The organism is Pseudochelatococcus lubricantis (assembly GCF_011762225.1).
Classification (GTDB): domain Bacteria; phylum Pseudomonadota; class Alphaproteobacteria; order Rhizobiales; family Beijerinckiaceae; genus Pseudochelatococcus; species Pseudochelatococcus lubricantis.
In genome coordinates this window covers 333,914-353,615 of record NZ_JAASQI010000003.1, presented here as the reverse complement: position 1 = coordinate 353,615, position 19,702 = coordinate 333,914, and the positions used below count along the sequence as shown (strand labels likewise).

General features: G+C 70.0%; 10 protein-coding genes. All 10 read left to right on the top strand.

The window, feature by feature from the left end:
* Nucleotides 1–85 precede the first annotated feature (85 nt).
* Nucleotides 86–1,396, top strand: a complete 1,311-nt coding sequence (locus tag FHS82_RS08450) for a nucleotide sugar dehydrogenase (RefSeq protein WP_166950903.1) — start codon at nt 86–88, stop codon at nt 1,394–1,396.
* Nucleotides 1,380–2,882, top strand: coding sequence for a glycosyltransferase (locus FHS82_RS08445; protein ID WP_166950899.1), 1,503 nt, complete (start codon nt 1,380–1,382; stop codon nt 2,880–2,882). The genes FHS82_RS08450 and FHS82_RS08445 overlap by 17 nt, the downstream gene beginning before the upstream one ends.
* A gap of 36 nt (nt 2,883–2,918) precedes the next feature.
* Nucleotides 2,919–4,037: a PilZ domain-containing protein gene (locus FHS82_RS08440; RefSeq protein WP_166950896.1), complete on the top strand. Its 1,119-nt coding sequence runs from the start codon at nt 2,919–2,921 to the stop codon at nt 4,035–4,037.
* A gap of 1 nt (nt 4,038) precedes the next feature.
* Nucleotides 4,039–5,469: a mannose-1-phosphate guanylyltransferase/mannose-6-phosphate isomerase gene (locus FHS82_RS08435; protein ID WP_166950893.1), complete on the top strand. Its 1,431-nt coding sequence runs from the start codon at nt 4,039–4,041 to the stop codon at nt 5,467–5,469.
* Nucleotides 5,466–9,002, top strand: a complete 3,537-nt coding sequence (locus FHS82_RS08430; protein ID WP_166950890.1) for a right-handed parallel beta-helix repeat-containing protein — start codon at nt 5,466–5,468, stop codon at nt 9,000–9,002. The genes FHS82_RS08435 and FHS82_RS08430 overlap by 4 nt, the downstream gene beginning before the upstream one ends.
* Entirely contained in the window at nt 8,995–10,131 is a 1,137-nt protein-coding gene (locus tag FHS82_RS08425; protein WP_166950887.1) for an alginate lyase family protein, read from the top strand. Before FHS82_RS08430 ends, FHS82_RS08425 begins: the two co-directional genes overlap by 8 nt.
* Entirely contained in the window at nt 10,128–12,818 is a 2,691-nt protein-coding gene (locus FHS82_RS08420) for a tetratricopeptide repeat protein (RefSeq protein ID WP_166950884.1), read from the top strand. Before FHS82_RS08425 ends, FHS82_RS08420 begins: the two co-directional genes overlap by 4 nt.
* Nucleotides 12,815–15,619 (top strand): tetratricopeptide repeat protein, encoded by a 2,805-nt coding sequence (locus FHS82_RS08415; protein ID WP_166950881.1) that lies wholly within the window; start codon nt 12,815–12,817, stop codon nt 15,617–15,619. The genes FHS82_RS08420 and FHS82_RS08415 overlap by 4 nt, the downstream gene beginning before the upstream one ends.
* Entirely contained in the window at nt 15,603–16,808 is a 1,206-nt protein-coding gene (locus tag FHS82_RS08410; protein ID WP_166950878.1) for an SEL1-like repeat protein, read from the top strand. Before FHS82_RS08415 ends, FHS82_RS08410 begins: the two co-directional genes overlap by 17 nt.
* A gap of 269 nt (nt 16,809–17,077) precedes the next feature.
* Nucleotides 17,078–19,690 (top strand): glycosyl hydrolase family 28-related protein, encoded by a 2,613-nt coding sequence (locus FHS82_RS08405; RefSeq protein ID WP_166950875.1) that lies wholly within the window; start codon nt 17,078–17,080, stop codon nt 19,688–19,690.
* Nucleotides 19,691–19,702 lie beyond the last annotated feature (12 nt).

Here is a 19,702-nt window from a genome sequence, read left to right as displayed (position 1 = left end):
ATAAAAGATAATTAACTTACATTAATGATGAAAAAAAATCTATTTTGTAGTTATCGTCCTAGATTTTTATTTCTGGGGGTAGCACATGAAGATCAGCATCTTTGGCGCTGGCTATGTTGGCGCAGTATCCGCTGCCTGTCTTGCGCAGGAAGGACATCACGTTGTTGCGGTCGATCCTGATCCCAACAAGATCAGACCACTGCTGGCGGGTGAATCGCCCATCATCGAGCCGGGCCTGCCGGATCTGATCCGGGCGGCCGTCACGAGCGGCCGCCTGAAGGCGACGTCGGATGCCGGCGCCGCCATCGCGGAAAGCGAACTGTCGCTGATCTGCGTCGGCACGCCCTCGCGGTCCGATGGCAGTCTCAACACGGAATATCTGAAGCGCGTGTCGGAGGAAATCGGCGCCGCGATCCGCACCAAGAATGTGTTCCATTCCATCGTCGTGCGTTCGACCTGCCTGCCAGGCACCACGGACGAGATCGTCGTGCCGGCGTTGGAAGCCGCCTCCGGCCTCAAGGCAGGCGAAGGTTTCGGCATCGCCTACCTGCCGGAATTCCTGCGCGAAAGCACCGCGATCAAGGATTACTACGATCCCGGCGTCATCGTCTTCGGCTACCGCGACGGCACTACGCTGGAGCGTCTGCAGGAGATTCACGAGCATCTGGCGCGGCCGAAGTTCATCGTCGATATCCGCACGGCGGAAGGCATCAAATACGCCAACAACGCCTGGCACGCTGTGAAGATCAGCTTCTCCAACGAGATGGGCAACGTCCTCAGCACGGCCGGCATCGACAGCCATATCGCGCTCAACATCCTGTGCAGCGACGACCGGCTGAATATTTCCCGCGCCTATCTGATGCCCGGCTTCGCCTTCGGCGGTTCCTGCCTGCCCAAGGACTTGCGGGCGCTGATCAGCCTTTCCCGCCGGCAGGGCACGCCGGCACCGTTGCTGGAGGCCACGCTCTCCGCCAACGAGGCGCAGATCAACCGCGCCTACAATATGATCGTGGAGCGCGGCCAGCGCCGCATCGGCATCGTCGGCCTGTCCTTCAAGCCGGACACGGACGACCTGCGCGAAAGCCCGCTGGTGGAGCTTGCCGAACGCCTCTATGGCCGTGGCTACGAACTGAACATCTACGACCCGAACATCCGTCTGGCGCGCCTGACCGGCGCCAATGCCTCCTTCATCAAGGCCCGCCTGCCGCACCTCGCCGGGCTGCTCAAGGAGGACATCGATACGGTCATCAGCGAATCCGACGTCATCGTCGTCGGCAACCGCGCGGAGATGAACGGATCGATCCGCAAGGTCGCGCCGACGACGCCAATCATCGACCTCGTGCGGGTCGAGGGATCGCGCCGGACCCAGGGAAACTACCATGGCATCTGCTGGTGATATCTCGGAACGGCCCTGGGTGCACGTCCTCGCGGTGCTCGCGCTTGCGGCGGTCGCGACGTCGTTGCCGAACGAAGCCTACGCCATCATCGATACGCGGACCGGTCTGGCGATCGGCGCGATCGGGGCGTGGCGCTACGGCTGGGGGCTGCTCCATTTCATCCGCAGCCTCATCTACCGTTTCCGGGTGTATCCGGCGATGAAGCGGCGGGCGGCGGAAGCGGGCGAGGCGGGCTCCGTCCCGTCCTACCTCCTCGTGACCTCCTTCCGCATCCCGACGGAGACGACGATCGAAGTCTATCGCGCGGCGTTTCTCGCCGCGCTCAACGCGCCCGGCCCCTCAGTCGTGGTCGCCTCGATCGTCGACATGGTGGACCAGCGGCTGATCAAGCAGCTCTACCACAGGATGGTGAAGCCGGAGGACCGCGTCGACCTGCTCATCGTGCGCATCGCCGGCACCGGCAAGCGCGACGCGCTCGCCTTCGGCTTCCGTGCCATCGCCCGGCTTTCGCCGCCCGACGACGCCATGGTGGCGGTGATCGACGGCGACAGCATCGTGCCGCCTGATCTCGTCGCGCGCTGCGCGCCCTTCTTCCACGATCAGAAGGTCGGCGCGCTGACCACGGACGAGATGGCGCGCGTCAACGGCTCACGCCTGTTCGTCCACTGGTACGACCTGCGTTTCGCGCAGCGCCATATCCTGATGTCGTCGATGGGGCTGTCGCGGCGCGTGCTGACGCTCACGGGGCGCATGTCGATGTTCCGCGCCTCGATCATCTGCGACCCGCGCTTCGTTGCGCAGGTGGAACTGGACTACATCGATCATCACCGTCTCGGCCGTTTCAAGTTCCTGACCGGCGACGACAAGTCGAGCTGGTTCTACCTGCTGCGCAACGGCTACTACATGCTTTACCTGCCGGACGTCATGGTCGAGACCGTGGAAGATCCGCCCTCCGACAGCTTCATCGACTCCGCGTCGCAGTTGATGGTGCGCTGGTACGGCAACATGCTGCGCACGAACGGCCGGGCGCTGGCGCTCGGCCCGCGCCGGATCGGCCTCTTCACCTGGTGGGCGATCCTAGACCAGCGCATGTCGATGTGGACGTGCCTGATCGGCGTGACGATCGCGCTGCTGGCGACCTTGTTCATATCGCCGTTCGCCATCGTGGTTTACGCGATATGGATACTGTCCTCCCGCTATGTCCTGACGTTGCTTCTGCTTTCGGCGCGGCGGCGCGTGTCGATATTTTTCCCGATCTTGTTGTATTTCAACCAGATATACGGCTCGCTGATGAAGGTTTATGTCTTCTTCCGCCTCGACAAGCAGAAATGGACGCGCCAGAAAACAACACTCGCCAAGGGGAAGATAACCCGTCTCGCGCGATTCCGGCTGATGGAGTCGAAGCTCTATCATGCGGTCAGCGTTCTTCTGCTTGTCGTGGTCTGTTCCTTGTTGATGGGCATCACATCTTTTTCAGTTCTGTGAAATTTACAATGCCATTATGCTTATGGAGACAGAAACATGGGTTCTGTATTGTTTGAAGCGGAGTTGAATCGGCAGCATCCGCGCTACCGGCTGCCCATGTTCGCCGTCATCCAGGGGCGCACCTATGATGTGCCGGAATGGTCGATGGCGGGTTTCGACATCGCCGGCGATTTCCCCCTCGCTCCCGGTGACGTTGTGGATGCATCGCTGGCGCTGCCGTTCCATGGCTACCAGTTCGGCCTCAGCGTCCACGCGGTCGTCGTCAACGCTTCCCCGGAGAAGCAGCGTGCGAGCCTTGCCTTCACCGGCCTCGACGAGCGTCAGGCGAGCCTGCTGCGCTACATCACCGACGCGGTGCTGGCGGGCGAGGTCGTCGCGGTCGGCGATGTGCTCGACGTCGCGCGCCGCAACGAAACCGTCCGTGCACGCGACGTGCCGCCGCCACCCACGCCCGGGCCGCTGGGGCGCCTGACGAACATCGGGCGACGTGTCGTCACCACCGGCGCGGTGGCGGCGCTCGGCATAGCGCTCGCGGCCTTCCTGTGGACGAACGTCTACGACAGGCTCTTCGTGGTGCGTGCCGAGAGCGCCGCCGTGGCGGCGAAGATCATCAATCTCGCGTCGCCCGCCGTCGGCCGCATCGACTATCTCAATCCCCGCCGCCGGCTACAGCTCGGCGAGCCGCTGATGACGATCGCGCCGCCGGAAGGCGACCCGATCACGGTGCAGTCACCCTGCGACTGCATACAGGTGGAGCAGAAGCTTGCGGGCGGCGATTTCGTCCGCGCTGGCGATACGGTCGTCACGCTGATGCGCGCCGACGCGCCGATCGTCGTCACGGCGACCGTTCCGGACGACAGGCTGATGAGCCTTTACGGCCTGCGCAGCGCGGCGGTCGAGTTCGCCGACGGCAGCCGTGTCGACAACGCCGGCATCCTCTGGTTGCCGGGCAAGGGCGACGGCCAGACGGAGCTGCCGCGCAGCCCTTCCACCGTGGTCATCGACACCGGGCGCGAGCTGACGGCCGACATGCTGGGCCAGCCCGTGACCGTACGTTTCGACCTTTTCAGCGACAGCACGATCGGCCGCGTCGTCGCGTCATTCAGGGAGCAGAGCACGTCGGTCGCCGCGACGCTGCCGGACAGGAGTCGGTGAGATGCATGGTGTGAACAAGAACATCCCCATCAGGCCCGTCATCCTGTGCGGCGGTTCGGGCACCCGCCTCTGGCCGCTGTCGCGGCGCTTCGAGCCGAAGCAGTTCCAGAAGCTGGTCGGCGACAGGTCGCTCTTCCAGGAGACGCTGGAGCGCTTCTCGGGCGCTTCCTTCGGCCGCCCTGTGATCCTGACGAACCGCGACCATGAGGAGCGCGTGCAGGTGGATCTGGAGGGCCTGGACTTCGGCGCCGGCTCTCCGCGCATCGTCGTGGAACCGGCCATCCGCTCCACCGCGCCGGCCATCGCGGCGGCGGCGCTCGTCATGCTGGAGGAGGATGCCGATCCGGTCATTCTGGTCGCGCCGAGCGACCACAGCGTCGGCAAGCCCGGCCTGCTCGTCTCTGCCGTCGAGGCGGGACTGGCGTTCGCGCTCGACGGCGGCATCGTACTTTTCGGCATCACGCCCACGGCGCCGGAAACCGGCTTCGGCTACATCCGCTCCGGCAGCACCCGGATCGGCGCCGTGCATCCCGTCGAGGCCTTCGTCGAGAAGCCGGACATCGAGCACGCCCGCGCGCTGGTGGAGGACGGGCGCCATAGCTGGAACAGCGGCATGTTCATGTTCCGCGCCAGCACCATCGTGGCCGAGATGGAAATCCACGCGCCTGCCGTGCTCGCCGCCGTGCGGGAAGCGCTGCTCACCGCCGGACGGGAAAACGGCGCCGTGCGCCTCGGCGAGGCTTTCGCGCGGGCGGAGTCGGTTTCCATCGACAACGCCGTGATGGAGAAGTCGTCCCGGCTCGGCGTCATCCCCGTCGCGCCCGCCTGGGACGATCTCGGCTCCTTCGAGGCGCTGTGGCGCACGAGCGTGCAGGACAGGGACGAGAACGTCGTCATGGGCGAGGTCATGCTCGCCGGCGTGCGCCGCTCGTATGTCCGTGCCGGGCGCCGCGTGGTCGCCGTGGTCGGCCTCTCCAACGTCGTGGTCGTCGAGACCGAGGATGCCGTGCTGGTCGCCTCCCGCGCGCTGTCGCAGGACGTCAAGCTCATCGCCCAGCGGCTGACGACGGAAGGCCACGCCGCCGCCGACCGCCATGCCCTCGACGTGCGCGCCTGCGGCAGCTCCCGCGTCGTCGACACCGGGGACTACGGCAGCGTGGCGCGGATTTCGGTCGGTGCGGGCCGCGTGCTCGACATCGCCGGCGACGGCGAGGCGGAAGCGCGGCACATCCTGGTGCTGGAGGGCAACGTCGCCATCCGCTCCGGAACCGGAAAGGCGGTGCTTTCCGCCGGCCAGAGCTTCGCGTGGCCGAATGCCGAGCCGCTGACCTTCGCCAATCTCGACGATGCCGAGGCCAGTCTGCTCGTCTGCAGCTTCCTGCCCCGCACCTCGCGAGAGATACACTATCCTGCCCGGAGGAACGTATCTTGACCCGCCGGCGCCGGCTGAACCGCAGTCTCCTCGGAGCGGCGCTCGTGGCGGGCGCCGTCCTCTCCGCGCCTGCGACGGCGTCGCTGGACGGCGAGGCCGACAGGGCGGCGGCGATCGTGCGCGACGGCGTGCTGGCGCTCGACGGGGAGACGAATCCCCGCCGGCGCGCGGCGCTGCTGCGGCCGGCGATAGAAGCGTTCGACGTGTTGACCGCGCTCGCGGACAAGGCGAACTCGGCCGGCGCGGCACGGGCGGCGGCGGCACTCGCCGCGCAGGCGGTGACCGCCGACATCCTGCGCCTCGCTTTCGTCGAGGCGCTGATCGATGCGGTCTCGAAGACAGACGAGACCCTCGATGCGGAGATCGAGACGAAGGCCGTGCTGCTCGCGATCGGAGATCCGGCGTACCGCGCCGCGGGCTGGACCGCCCTCGCACGCCGCATGCGCGCGCTCGGGCAGAACGGCGAGGCGGAGCGTCTCGCCGCGCGCGCCATCGAGGACGCCCGCCGCATCGACAGGCCGCAGACCCGCGATGGAGCCCTCGGCGGCGCCGTCTTCGTCTTTGACGCAGCGAATCCGCCGGCGGCGCTGCTCACGGCGGCGACCGACGCGATGTCCGCCGCGCGCGCGCGGGCCGACATTTTCCGGCGGATCGCCCGCGCCCGGCTGCAGCCTGCCGGGGCGGCGCCCGACGACGGCGAACTGGCGGCGGCATCGGCGAAGCATCTCGCGGAAAAGCGCCCGGCCGAGGCGTTGTTCGCCGCGCAGGCCATGAGCCAGAACGAACCGCGCAGGCAGGAGGCGTTGAAGCGCATCTTCGACGGCGCGCTCGCCGAGGGCGACGAGGCAACGGCGCTGCGGGCGGCGAAATCCATGGACGGCGACAAGGCGCAGGACGACGCTGTCGCGCGCATCGTGAGCCTCATGCTCGACAGGGATGCGCCGCTGCGCGCCGCCGACATCGCCGCGCTGACAGTGCGCCCGGGAGCGCGCGCCAGCACGGCCGCCGCCATCGCGCGGAAGCTGAACGAGCTGGGATACCGGGACGCCGGCCTCGGCGTGCTCGCGGCAACGCGCGTTCCCGCGCAGGAAACGAAGGCGGCGGCGGCGCTGGCCGTCGCGTTCGCCGACTTCTCGCGCTTCGACGAGGCGAGGGCGCTCTCGGAGACCATCGACAACGCGGACGACCGCTCCTACGCCTTCTCACGCCTGGCGCGGCGCCTCGCGGAGGCCGGCGACATCGGTGAGGCCCGCGGGATGCTGGACCTGGCGACGCGCCCGCAGGACGCCTCCTTCGCCCGCGCCGGCATCGCCCGTGCCCTCGCGAAGACGGGCGATATAGGCGGCGCCACGGCGCTCCTCGATCCCGTTTTCACTGACGAAGACCGCGTGCGCGTCAGCGAGGCCATCGGCCGCGCCCTTGCGAATGCCGGCCGGTTCGGCGAGGCGGGGGAGGTCGCGGCAGCTATCCCGGACGCGGCCGCACGTGCCCGCACCTTCGCGGCACTCGCCGCGCGGCTCGGCGAGGCAAACCGGGACGGCGCGATCCACGCCCTCGAACTGGCGCTTGACAGCCTCGGCGACAGCCCGGCCCCGCAGGAGCGCGCCGATATCGCCGTGGCCTTCGCCGGCGTCGGCGAGCAAGCGCGCGCCAACGCGATATTGCAGGGCGTCACGGACGGTCAGGCCCGCAGCGAGGCGCATGCCCGCATCGCCCGCAGGCTGCTCGGAAAGGGGGCGCTGGATGCAGCACGCGCGCAGGCCGCGCTCGCGCCGCTCCCTGCCGTTCGTGACGCGGTCCTCGCCGAGACGGCCGTCGCCGCCCACGAGAAGGACGGCGATCTCGAACGCTTCGTCGCCGAGGTGCGTACCCTTGCCTATCGCCCGCGCGTGGCGGCGATGCGCCAGGTGGCGGAACGGCGCGCCGGCGCGCTCGACCGCTTCGGCTGGCTGGACAAGACGCCGGCCGAGCCGCTCAAGGCCGCCTCCCGCGCCTACCGGCCGCGCGACATCCGCTTCGTGTCCGGCGGGCATGTGGTGCGGGCGCCGGCGCCTGTCACGGCGATCGCCCATGACATCCGCATGCCCGACATCGCCGCGCTGAACGCTGCGAGCCAGCGCGCGGCCGTGCCCTATCCGGGCGGCGGCAGCGCCCGCGCCGCCAGCATACGCTTCAGCCCGCTCGACCCCGACGCCCTCGGGGGCATCGGCGGGCAGCAGGCCGACGCGCCGGCGAATACCGCCTGGCCCTTTTATCTCGCGGTCGAATCCGGCACGCTCACGCTGGGGCAGATCGCACGCGATCTGCCGGAAGCGAGTGCCCGCGACATGCTGCGCATCACCGGCGACCGCGTGCTGGTCCGCGCGCCGGTGGTCGTGCTGCCCGGCGCGACGCTGGTCATGTCGGGCGCGGAATTCGCCCGGTACCGCCTCAGCGCCGACGCGGGCGCCTTCATCGCGGTCGCGGGCCGGCTCATCGTGCAGGATGCGGAGATCGCCAGCCACGACGAGGCGACCGGTGAGCCCATCGCCGCGACGGGCGACAACCGCGCCCGTTTCCGCCCCTACATCACGGCATGGGGCGGCGGCGACATCCGCATCGCCGGCAGCCGCCTCGCGATGCTGGGCTACGATCAGGGCAGGACGGCCGGGCTGTCGTTCGCGGGCGGCCCGGCCGCATCCACCGGCCGGATCGTCGACAACAGTTTCGAGAACCTGCGCTACGGTCTCTACAGCCGCGAGGCCGGGGGCATGGACGTCGTCGGCAACGAGTTCCGCGACAGCGCCGCCTACGGCGTCAACCCCCACGACGGTTCTCGCGGCATGCTGCTGGCCTTCAACACCGCCCACGGCACGCAGGAAAAGCACGGTATTTTCGTGTCCCGCGATGTGCGCGACACGCTCGTCGTCGGCAACGTCGCCCTCGCCAACGCAGGGTCCGGAATCGTGCTCGAACGCGCCAGCAGGGACAACGTCATCGTGGCGAATTCGGCGCTGCGCAACGCGGGCGACGGCCTCGCCATCTATGAGAGCGGCTGCAACCTCGCGGTGGCGAACGACATCTCCGGCAACCGCCGGGCCGGCGTGCGGGTGCGCAACAGCAGCTTCGTCGGCCTCTACGACAACCGCATCGCCGACAACAAGGACAGTGGCGCGCGCATCTATGCCGCGGCCCCGCGCTCCGTGCCGGACGGCGACAGCGAGGCGGGCGACGTCCAGCCGGTGTCGACGGCGGCGCTCACGGGCAATGCCTTCATCGCCAACCGCAGCGCCATCGATGTCACCGACGTTTCCGAACTGATCCTCGACGGCAACCGGTTCGAGGGCCAGCGTGGACGCATCTTCACGGGCGACCTGTTGCCGCTCACGCCCTTCCTGCTCCAGATCGGCGACAGGTCGGACATGCTCGTCAGCCGCGTCTGCCAGCCGCCGCGCCCCTCCGCCACCTGCCGCTTCGGTGCATGGCCGCAGGCGGAGGAGCCGGTGCCAGCCTGCACGGACGCGAGCACCGCGAAAGGATCGCGCGATGGCTAGGATCCTGCTTCTGATTGCCGGCCTGCTCCTGTTTCCCGGCGCGGGCGCCGCCCAACAGGCGCGCTGGAACGGCCTGTTCGACGTGGCGGCAAGGTCGGCCGAGCTGAAGACGCCGAAATTCGCGGAGTTCCGCCGGTTCTGCCTCGCCATTCCGGTCGATACCGGCTGGCCCACGCTGCAGCCGGTCGCCGGGCTTTCCGCGACGGAGGGCTATGGCAGCGACCGGTCGGCGGAAGATTTTTCGTGGGCGGTGATGGTGCTGTCCGGCCGTTCGCTCGCCGGCGACGCCCGCGCCACGGCCATGCTGCGGGATTTGATGCGCAAATGGGCAGCCAGCGGCGCCTTCAACGACACGCAGACCGTCCACGACGCCTACTATTCGTTGAAGCGCCAGCTCCTGCCGCTGACCGTCGCCTATGCGATCCTGCTGCCCTCGCTCGATGCGGCGGACGCGGATCTGCTGCGCGGATGGCTCGATCCGCTGGTGAGGCGCGTCGACAGGCTGTTCGACGGCGAGGTCGACCGCAACAACCACCGCATCCTCGCCGACAGCGTGCTGGCGGCATGGGGCGCGATCATCGACGACCGGCAACTCCTGGACAAGGGCATCGTGCGCTACGCGGCCACCCTCGACGATGCCCGCGCCGACGGCACGCTGCCGCTTGAGGCGCGCAGGGGTGCGCGGGCGCTGTGGTATCAGCGCCAGACTCTCTCCAGCCTCACGGTCATCGCTGAAGCCGCGCGCGGGCGGGGCCTGAACCTCTATGAAAGCGCCTCCGCCGAAGGGCGCGGCTTCGCGGCGCTCGCAGGGGGGCTGCTGAACGGCCTGTCCGCGCCGCTGACGGTGGTCGCCTACAGCGCCGAAAACTACATCCCCGGGCCGGAGAACGACTATCTCAAGCCGGATCTCGGCTTTCTCACGAGGCGCGGCCATGGCCGCCACTACATGGCCTGGCTGGAGGCCGTCGTGAACCGCGCGGACGTAAATCCTGCGGATATGGACGGGGCCGACGAGGACCTGTCCACCGCGCGGCTGCGCGGCCTGTTCGAGCGCCGCATCGCCCGCGAGCGGCCGCTCGTCGACGAGTTCATCGGCGGCAACGCCACCTGCTTCTGGGGGCGACCATGATCCGCGCCTGCCTTTTCATCCTGAGCCTGATACTCGCCCTGCCGCACGGCGTGGCCATTGCCGGCGATGCGGCGCTTGCGGAGCGTTATGCCGCCGAGCGGCAGACCGTGGAACGCCTGTCGGCGAGCAATGCGGCCGCCGACAGGCGCCAGCTGGGCGCGATGCTGCTCGCGGGGCTGATGACCGGACCGGACAACCCGCTGCGCCGCCCGGACCGCGAGGCCGCGAAGGCGGCCTACGGCGCCGCCTTCGCGCGCGGCGACCGCACCGCCGAAACGGCGGTCGCGCTGGCGCGGCTGCGGCTGGCCGCGTCGGGGCCGGGCTTCCGCGAGCTTGAGGGACTGCTGCGCAGGCTCATGTTTCAGGGCAACGGCGAGGCCGCCCACGTGCTGGCGCTCGCCGCCGGTCAGGGTGCGGGGCACGATCCGGGCGAAGCGCGCCAGCTGCTGGAATCGGCGGCGGTGATGGGCAGCGTCGGGGCGCTGACCGACCTTGCGGAAAGCGGCGAGAAGGCGGCGCTGCCGCCCCTGCGGGCGCGGGCGGAGGCCGGCTCGCCGCGCGCCATGCTGGCACTCGCCAACATCCATCGCGAGGGCAGGCTCGTCCCCGCCGATCCGATTGCGGCGCTGGACTGGCTGCACCGCGCGGCGGAGGCCGGCAGCTTGCCGGCCATGGTTCGCTACGCCGGGCATCTGCAGCGCGGCGAGAACGTCGCTACCGATCCGGCGCGGGCACTGGACATGCTGCGGAAGGCGGCGGACGCCGGCAGCGTCGATGCCGCGCTCGCCCTCGGCCGCACGGCGCAGACGGACGAGAAACGCCTGTGGCTGGCGCGCGCCGCAGAGGCGGGCAACAGCCGCGCGGGGCTCGAACTGCACACGCTCGACCTCGCCGCCGCGCTCGCCTTCCGGGGCGATACGGCGGAACGTCAGGCACGCATAGGGCGGGCGCTGGAGCCGATCGCCGCCGATCCCGAGGCGCTGACGAAACTCGCCGGCCGCGCGCTGGACAGGGAAGCCGCGCCGCAGGTCGCGCCCGTGCTGCTGCCCCTGCTGCGCGACGCGGCGCTGACCGGCAACGTCAGCGCCGGGCTGGCCCTCGATGCGTGGCTGCGCGCCGCGCGACAGGTGCTGCCGGCGGATGTCGCCGGTGCGCTCGCGGACGCCTTGCGCCGGGCGGAAGCCACGGACCCGCGCGCCGGCCTCGCGCTGGCCGCGCTGTCGCTCGACGGCCGCCTGGGCGAAGCGGTGGGGACGGGGGAGGCGGTCGAGCGGCTGTTCGCTGCCGCCGACAACGGCATCGGCGAGGCGATGCTGCGCATCGCGCGCATGTATGCCCATGGCAGCCTCCCGAATCGCAGCCCGTTGTTCGCCAGACGCTGGTACGAGACGGCCGCTGCCGCCGGCGTCGACGCGGCGTCATGGGAACTGGCCGCCTTGCGCATGCGCGACAGCGATCCCGCCGGGCGCGCGGCGGCCGAACGCTTCTACCTGAAAAAGCTCGATGAGGGCGACATGCGCGCCGCGCTGGCGCTCGTCGCCCGGGCGCTGAAATCGGGCCCGGCCGAGCCACGCCTGCTGGCGCGGGCGCGGGAGACCGCGAAGCGGCCGGCGGATTTCGTCGCGCTCGCCAGAACGCTGGCCGCTACAGGCCGCGACGGCGACCTTGCCGAAGCCCGGCGGGTGCTCGCGCAGGCGCTCGCCGCAGGGCCCGATCCCGAGGCGCAGGCACTCTACGGTCTGGTGCTGACGCGCGGCGACACGGCGGGACCCGAGCGCCGGGAAGGGCTGGCGCTGCTGGAGCGGGAGGCGGCTGCTGGCTCCCGGCCCGCCCGGCTGGCGCTCGCTTCCGCGTTGCTGTCCTCCGGCACGTTCGCCGCGCGCCACGCCGAAGCAGTCGGCCTGCTCGACGCCATCCTCGCCGACGAACCGCACGACGTTCCGGCACGGCTGCTGCTGGCGCGCGCCTATTTCAACGGCCGGGGCGTCACGCGGGACACGGCGCGGGGCGCGGAGATCGTCGCCGCCGTCCGCGCGGAGGGCGCATACGACCGGCCCGGCGCAACGCTGCTGGAGGCGGAGTGGCTCGCCGCCGCGCCGACGCAGGCCGATGCCGGGGCCGATCCCGCCGCGATGCTGGAGGCGCAGGCAGATCGCGGCTCCGTGCAGGCACGCACCGCGCTTGGCCTCGGCTACCTCGCGGGCCTCGGCGGCCCGCTCGATCCGGATCGGGCCGCGGTCCATCTGTCCGAGGCGGCGGCGAACGGCGACCGGGACGCCATGGCGGCATTCGGCCATCTGCTCGTCAACGGCCACGGCATCCGGACGTCGCGGGCAGAGGGCCAGAAGTGGCTGACGCGCGCGGCCGACGCAGGCAACCTGGCGGCGGTCGACGACCTGTCGCGTGCCGCCGGCAGCGGGACGGACAAGGCCGTCGGCGCGCGGGTGGCGGCATGGCTGCGCCGCGCCGCCGAACGTGGCCACGCCGATGCCGCCTTCCAGATCGGCACGGCCTATCTGAAGGGCGCCGGCGTCGGGCAGAACGACACGGAGGCGGCGCGGTGGCTCGAACAGGCCGCCGGCGCGGGCAACCAGCGTGCCGCGCGCATGCTGAAGACGCTCGCGCCCGCCGCTGACGAACAGCAGCAGGCGTCGAAAGCGGCGGCCGCATCGGGAGGATCGAGATGAACGCCACAGCGCCTTTCTCCGGAGGCGGGATACGCCTTCTCGTGCTGGCGGCGGCCGGCGCGGCCCTGTTCGCCGGAGTGCCGGCGCCACGCGCCCAGCAGGCCGAGCCGCGGGAGACGACGGCCAGCGCGCAGGCCTTTCTGCGCACGCCGCCGAAACGCGACTACGCCAAGGTCTGCCGCAAGATTCCGCGCCCGCAGCCGCCAGCCGTGGACTGGACGAAGTGGGACGGCCGGGACACCACGGTCCCGCCGGAGCGCATGCTGGCGGACGCCGGCCGCTACGCGGCGGGCGGCGCCGACGTGGCGCGCGACAGGGCGCTCGCGCGGCGCATGCTCGACCATCTCGCGGCCCGCTCGACGGCGGCAACGCCGGAGGCCAAGCGGCAACTGGCGCTCTCGCTCACCGATCCGGCGGCCGGCCCGGTAGACCTGAAGCGCGCGGAGACGCTGCTGCAGGAAGCATCGGCCGCGCTGCGGACAGGCGCGGCGCTCACGCTCGGCAGGCTCTACCGCACCGGCGCGCTGCCGGCGCCCGATCCCGATGCGGCGGCGCGCTATCTCGGCATCGCCGCGAGCCAGGGCGACCCCGCCGCCGCGCTCCAGCTCGCCGCGCTGTACGCAACGCCCGGAGCCGCGCAGCCCTTCGACAACGCCGCCCGGCATTTCCTCACGCTCGCCGTCATCGGCGTGCAAACGGCGCTGGCTGGCGGCGACTGCTCGGTGCTCACCGACGTCGGCGACTTCCTCCTCGGCGTGGAGGGCGACGCGGGCGCGGCGGCGGCGGCGAGGTGGTACGAGGTCGGTGCCGGCGTTGGCGACGCCGACGCGGCGGCAAGGCTCGCCAGCCTCCACGAAACGGGACGCGGCTTGCCGAAGGATACGGCGAAGGCGCTCGAACTCTGGGAACTCGCGGCCCGGCAGGGCTCCGTGCGCGCCATGACGGCCGCCGCGCGCCTCCATCTCGCGGCGGGGCGGGACACCCCGTCGGCGCAGCAACTTCTCTCCCGCGCCGTGCTCGCTCAGGAACCGGACGCGCTGCTGCTGGCGGTGCGCTACCATCGCGGTGACTTCACCGGCAAGGCCGATCCCGTGGCGCTGGCCGCCAGTCTCGACAATGCGGCCGCCGCGCCCTCGCCGGCCGTGGAAGCGCTCTCGGCGCAGGCCTTCGCCTACCGCACCGGACGGGGCGTGACGGCCGATGAGGCTCGCGCCGGGGCGATCTACGAACGCCTCGGGGCGATGGGCTCCCCGGAGGCGGACGTCGCCTATGCGGATTATCTGCTCGACCAGGGCCTCGACCTGCGGGAAGCCGCCGCGCGCCTCACCCGCGCGGCCGGGGCCGGACAACCGGCGGCGCTTTACACGCTCTCAGAAATCGGGCGCTGCGTGCCCGGCGCGGCTTCGCCGGAGGAGGCAGCTTCCCTGCTGGCACGCGCCGCGGACGCGGGCAACGCCGCCGCCCTGCGCCGCCTTGCCCGCTCCGCCGCCGACGCCGGAGACGGCGCGGCGGCGCGCGGCTGGCTCGACAAGGCCGCCGCGCTTGGCGACCGCCGCGCCATGGTCGAACTGGCAGTGCTGATCGACGGTGGTGTCGCGCAGGAGGAGGAGGCCGTGCGGTTTGCCGCACGCGCCGCCGCCCCCGGCGACGGCGTGGTCCCCGGCCGGCTGGCGCTGGCCGATGCCTATTTCGCCGCGCGGCTGCCGTCGAAGCCCGGCGATGGCGACAGACTGCTGGCGACGGTGGCGGAAAGCGGCAACGGCGACGTCGACCTGCGGCTGGCGAAACGCCTGCTCGCGCACACGCCTGTCGACGACGCCGCGCGTGCGCAGGCGATCGGCCGCCTCGCCGCCGCAGCAGGCGCAGGCAACGGCGAGGCCATGCTGGCGCTCTACCGTCTGGGCGAGGGCGTCGCGGACAAGACAGGCGTGCCGGCCGGAGAATGGCTGCTGCGCGCCGCCGAACGCGGCGAGGCGGATGCGCTCGCGGCCCTGCCCGACGACGAGGCGGCGGTGCGGCGCGTGCTCGCCGGTGTGGGACAGCGCATCGTCTGCGATCCCCGCGCGCTGGCGCTCGCCGCAGGCCTCTACGCGCGGTTCCCGGATGGCGGCGCGGCACGTGCCGAAGCACTGCTGCGGCAGGCCGAGCGGATCGCCGCCGAGCGGCCCAGGCAACTCTTCGGCCTCGGCGAACTCTACGCCTCGGGCGCCGCCACCGGCGCTCCCGACACGGCCCGTGCCATCCGCCTGTTCGAGCGCGCGGCTGCGGCCGGGCACCCGAAGGCGGCGACGCTGCTCGGCGATCTCCATGCGAACCAACATGGCGCGGAAGCGGCGAAATGGTACCGCCTCGGCGCGCTGGCCGGCCAGCCGGCCGCCGTGCGCGGTCTCGTGGTGCTCGCGGGGCGGGATGCGTCCGATGCATCGGAAACGGCGCTTGCCGCGCTCCGTGAGGCAGCGGGCAACGGCGTTCCCTCCGCGCTCAACGCCTATGGCACGCTGCTTCTCACGCTGCAGCCGGAGCGGGGGCAAGAGGGTGTCGCCCTGCTGACGCAGGCGGCGGAAACGGGCGATGTCACGGCCATGAAATCCCTCGCCCGGCTTTACGCGGCCGGGCTCAACGGCGGCCGGGTCTCGGCGGACGAGGCTACTCGCTGGACGCGCCGGGCGGCGGAGGCGGGCGATCCGGAAGCGATGTACCAGTATGGACTGGCGCTCGATCTCGGCTTCGGCGTCAAGGCAGACCGGCAGTCCGCGATGCGATGGCAGAAGAGGGCGCACGACAATGGCTATATCCGATAAGGTCCGCGCCGCCTTCTTCGCGGCGGCGCTGCTCGCCGTCGCCGCAACCCCCGCCGCTGCCGCGCCGCGTTTCGACAGTCTTGTGAGCGCCGCCCTCGACGGCGACCGCGAGGCGCTCCGGGCCGCCGCCAAGCTGATCGCCGCGCGCGGGCCGCAGCCATTCAAGGGCGCGGCCCAGTTGCGGCCGCTGTTGCGCCGCGAGGCGCTGAACGGCTCCAGCGCCTCGGCGACCGCCTATGCCATTCTGTTGCAGCACGGCATCGGCGGCGAGGCGAACCCCGGCGAGGCGCCGCAATGGTATGCGCGCGGGGCGCAAGCGGGTAACGTCAAGTCCGTGAAAGGCGCGGCCGTCGCCTACGCGCTGGGCTGGGGGGTGCGGCGCGACACGGACAGGGCGCTGCGCCTGCTCGCCGGCCTCCCGCGCGAGGAGCGGGCCAGGGAGATGCTGAAGATCGCCCGCGCGCTCCTGTCCCCCGGCCGGGAAGAACCGGAAGCGGCGAGGCAATGGCTCGGCCGCGCCGCCGTGCTCGGCACATCCGCCACGGTGGCCGCCGCCGGCCTGCATGCCGGCCTCGCCGCCCCCGGCGACCCTGAAGAGGGCAAGACGCTGCGCCGCTGGCTGCAGCCCCTCATCGCGCGCGGCGACACGGACGCCAGCATCGTCCTCGCCCGGCATCTTCTCGCACAGCCGGACACGCACGACCGCCTCGAAGCCATCGACCTGCTCCTCAAGGCGGCCGGGACGGGCGACCGGCGCGGTATCGAGGCGCTGTCGAAGCTTTCGGGCGGCGGGCAGAACGATGTGGCGGGGGACGGCACGATCCTGCAATTCCTGGAGGAAAAGGCGCTCGCGGGCTCCAACCCGGCGCGCGTCAGCCTGGGCGAAATCTATGCCTTCAGGGCGGGGGCAGAGGAGGGCGCACAGCAGAAGGCGCAGCGCTTCCTCACGCTCGCGGCGCGGGACGGCGACGCCGTCGCTCAATACAGGCTGGGCATGCTGCTGCTGACGGGCGCGCGGACGGAGGGCGACACCGAACTCGCCCGCGCCTATCTGTCGCTCGCCGCCGCACAGGGAAACGCGCCCGCGGCATTGGCCGCCGCCCGGTTCGGCGGCATGTCGCGGGCTGAGGCCGACACCGTCATCGGGCGCGCAGCCGTGACCGATGCGGAGACCGAAGGGCGTAAATAAAGTGCCCCCGACTGGCTGTTCCTAAACATAGATTATTATGCGCACGCGATCATTTGCCTAGAATTCGCCGTTAAAAAACGTGCGCGGCAATTTCTGTCACCGGCAAATACGCGCGCTGCAGCGGTTTACGACCCCAGACGCCCGCACAGGGCTTGATAGAGGACCGGGATGACTTTTCGCTGAATGTCCATCCCGGTCGGTCCATTTGAGCAAGCACAATCCTTTCCGGAAAGCACCTTCCGGCATCTGCTCTAGCGCGGAGACGTTCCATGGAGTACAATGTTCTTGATTTCGGCGCCAAAGGCGACGGCGTAACCGATGACAGCGCAGCCATTCAGGCGGCCATCGACGCGGCCCATGCCGCCGGCGGCGGCACGGTCATCATTCCCGCGGGCATCTACATCGTGAGCGGCGACCATTCCAACCCCTCCGCCGGCGCGGTGGAGGTGCGGTCGAACGTGAGTCTGGTCGGCGCGGGCATGGGCGAGACCGTGCTCAAGCTCGCGGACAATTTCAACGACCGCATCAACGGCATTCTGCGCACCCCGGTCAACGAGAGCGCGGAGAACATCCTGATCAAGAATCTGACCATTGACGGCAACCGCGCCAACAATCTGGGCCATCAGGCCGGCATCATCACCGGCGTGAAGACGAACGCCGACGGGCGCGTGCACCAGAATATCGTGATCGACAGCGTCGAGGCGATGAACTGCACCGCCTATGGCATCAATCCGCACGAGATCACCTACAATCTCATTGTCCGGAACTCGGTGTCGCACGGCAACCACCTCGACGGCTTCGTCGCCGACTATGTCGAGGGCGGCCTCTACGAGAACAACATCTCCTACGGCAACGACCGCCACGGCTTCAACGCCACCACCAGCTCCAACGATGTGCTGTTCCTGAACAACATCTCGTACGGCAACGGTCTCGGCGCGACGGGCGGCACCGGCATCGTCATCCAGCGCGGCGATGTCTTCGACGGCGCCCCCGACATCGTCTGGCCGACCAACATCACGATCCAGGGCGGGGAATACTACGGCAACTCCCGCGAAGGCGTCCTGATCAAGCTCTCCGACGACGTCACGGTGACCGGCGTCAACATTCACGACAACGCCCGCGCCGGCGTGCGCGTGGAAGGCTCGACCGATACGCTGATCGAGAACAACATCATCCACAACAACGGCGTCGAGACGCCCGGCGCCTACGACGCCATCAACATCCGCGTGCGCGACGACACCGAACCGGGCCATACCGGCAACATCTACCGGTCGACCAATACGCGGATCATCGACAACGTCATCACCTCGAACGGCGCCACCCGGTATGGCATCCGCGAGGAAATCTCGAACTCGACCATCGCCAGCCCGTCGCATACGTCGGTCTCCGGCAACACGATCACGAACATGACGGCCGGGGACTACTACATTCCCGCGACCAGTGCGACCGAAGGCGACGACTTCCTGCCGGGCACCTCGGGCGCCGACAGCTTCGCGGGACTCGGCGGCAACGACGTTTACGTCGTCAACCACTCGGGTGACGTGGTGACCGAGCTTCCCAACAAGGGCATCGACACGGTGATCTCGCACCTGGCGGGCGTGTATACGCTGACGGCGAATGTCGAGAACCTGATCATCGGTGCCGGCAGCTTCAACGGCAACGGCAACGACCTCGACAACACCATCACCGGCAACGACAGCGCCAACCTCCTGAAGGGGAACGGCGGCAACGACATCCTGGACGGCAAGGCCGGTGACGACACGCTGCAGGGCGGCGCGGGCAACGACACGCTGATCGGCGGAACCGGGGCAGACAGGATGGAAGGCGGCGCGGGCGACGACGTCTACGATGTCGACAACGCCGGGGACGTCGTCGTCGAGAAGACCGGCGAAGGCTACGACACGGTCTACTCATCCGTGAGCTACGTGCTGCCCACGCAGGTGGAAAAGCTCGTGCTGAAGGGCACGGCCAACCTCAACGCCACCGGCAACAGCGGCACCAACCATCTGGTCGGCAACACGGGCAACAACGTCCTCGACGGCGGTGCCGGCGCCGACACGCTGGAGGGGGGCGCCGGCAACGACACCTACATCGTCGACCATTCCGGCGATGTGGTGATCGAAAACGCGAACAGCGGCATCGACACGGTGGTTTCCAACCGGAGCTACACGCTGGGCGCGCATGTCGAGAACCTGCTGCTGCAGGGCGGCGACATCGACGGCACCGGCAACGCCCTCGCGAACTTCATCGGCGGCGGCAGCGGCAAGAACATCCTGCGCGGCGGTGCCGGCGACGACATCCTCGACGGCGGCGCGGGCGTCGACCGGCTCTGGGGCGGCGAGGGCAACGACGTGTTCATCCTGCGCAAGGGCGAGATCGCGGGCGATATCATCGAGGACTTCGTCGGCAACGGCGTCGGGGTCGGCGACCGTATCGTGCTCTCCGGCTTCAGCAGCGGAGCGACGCTCACCAATGTCGGCGGCAATTCCTGGAAGGTGACGGACGGCGCGCACACGGAAGTCTTCAGCATCAAGACGCCTGCCGGCGAGGTGGCCTTTGACAAGAACTGCGACGCTGTTTTCGAGAACCTGCCCGCGCTGACCGCCGGCAACCTCTCCGATATCAGCAGCATTATCGCCTCCCTCGGCACCGCCCCGTCGACATTCGCCAGCGTGGCGGCGGCAACCGCCGTCGAGACGGAAACGAACACGGTGCAGCGCGACGGCGGCCTCATCGACGGGCCGGCACGCGGCAAGGCTACCGCGGCGGTATCCGGCTCGAACACTTCCGGCTCAAGCACTTGGGGACATGATACGGATCAGGAGAGCACGATGCTCGGCGTGCGGCCCCTGTCCGTCTTCGACGACTTCTTCCCCGGGTAAGGGCACGGATCC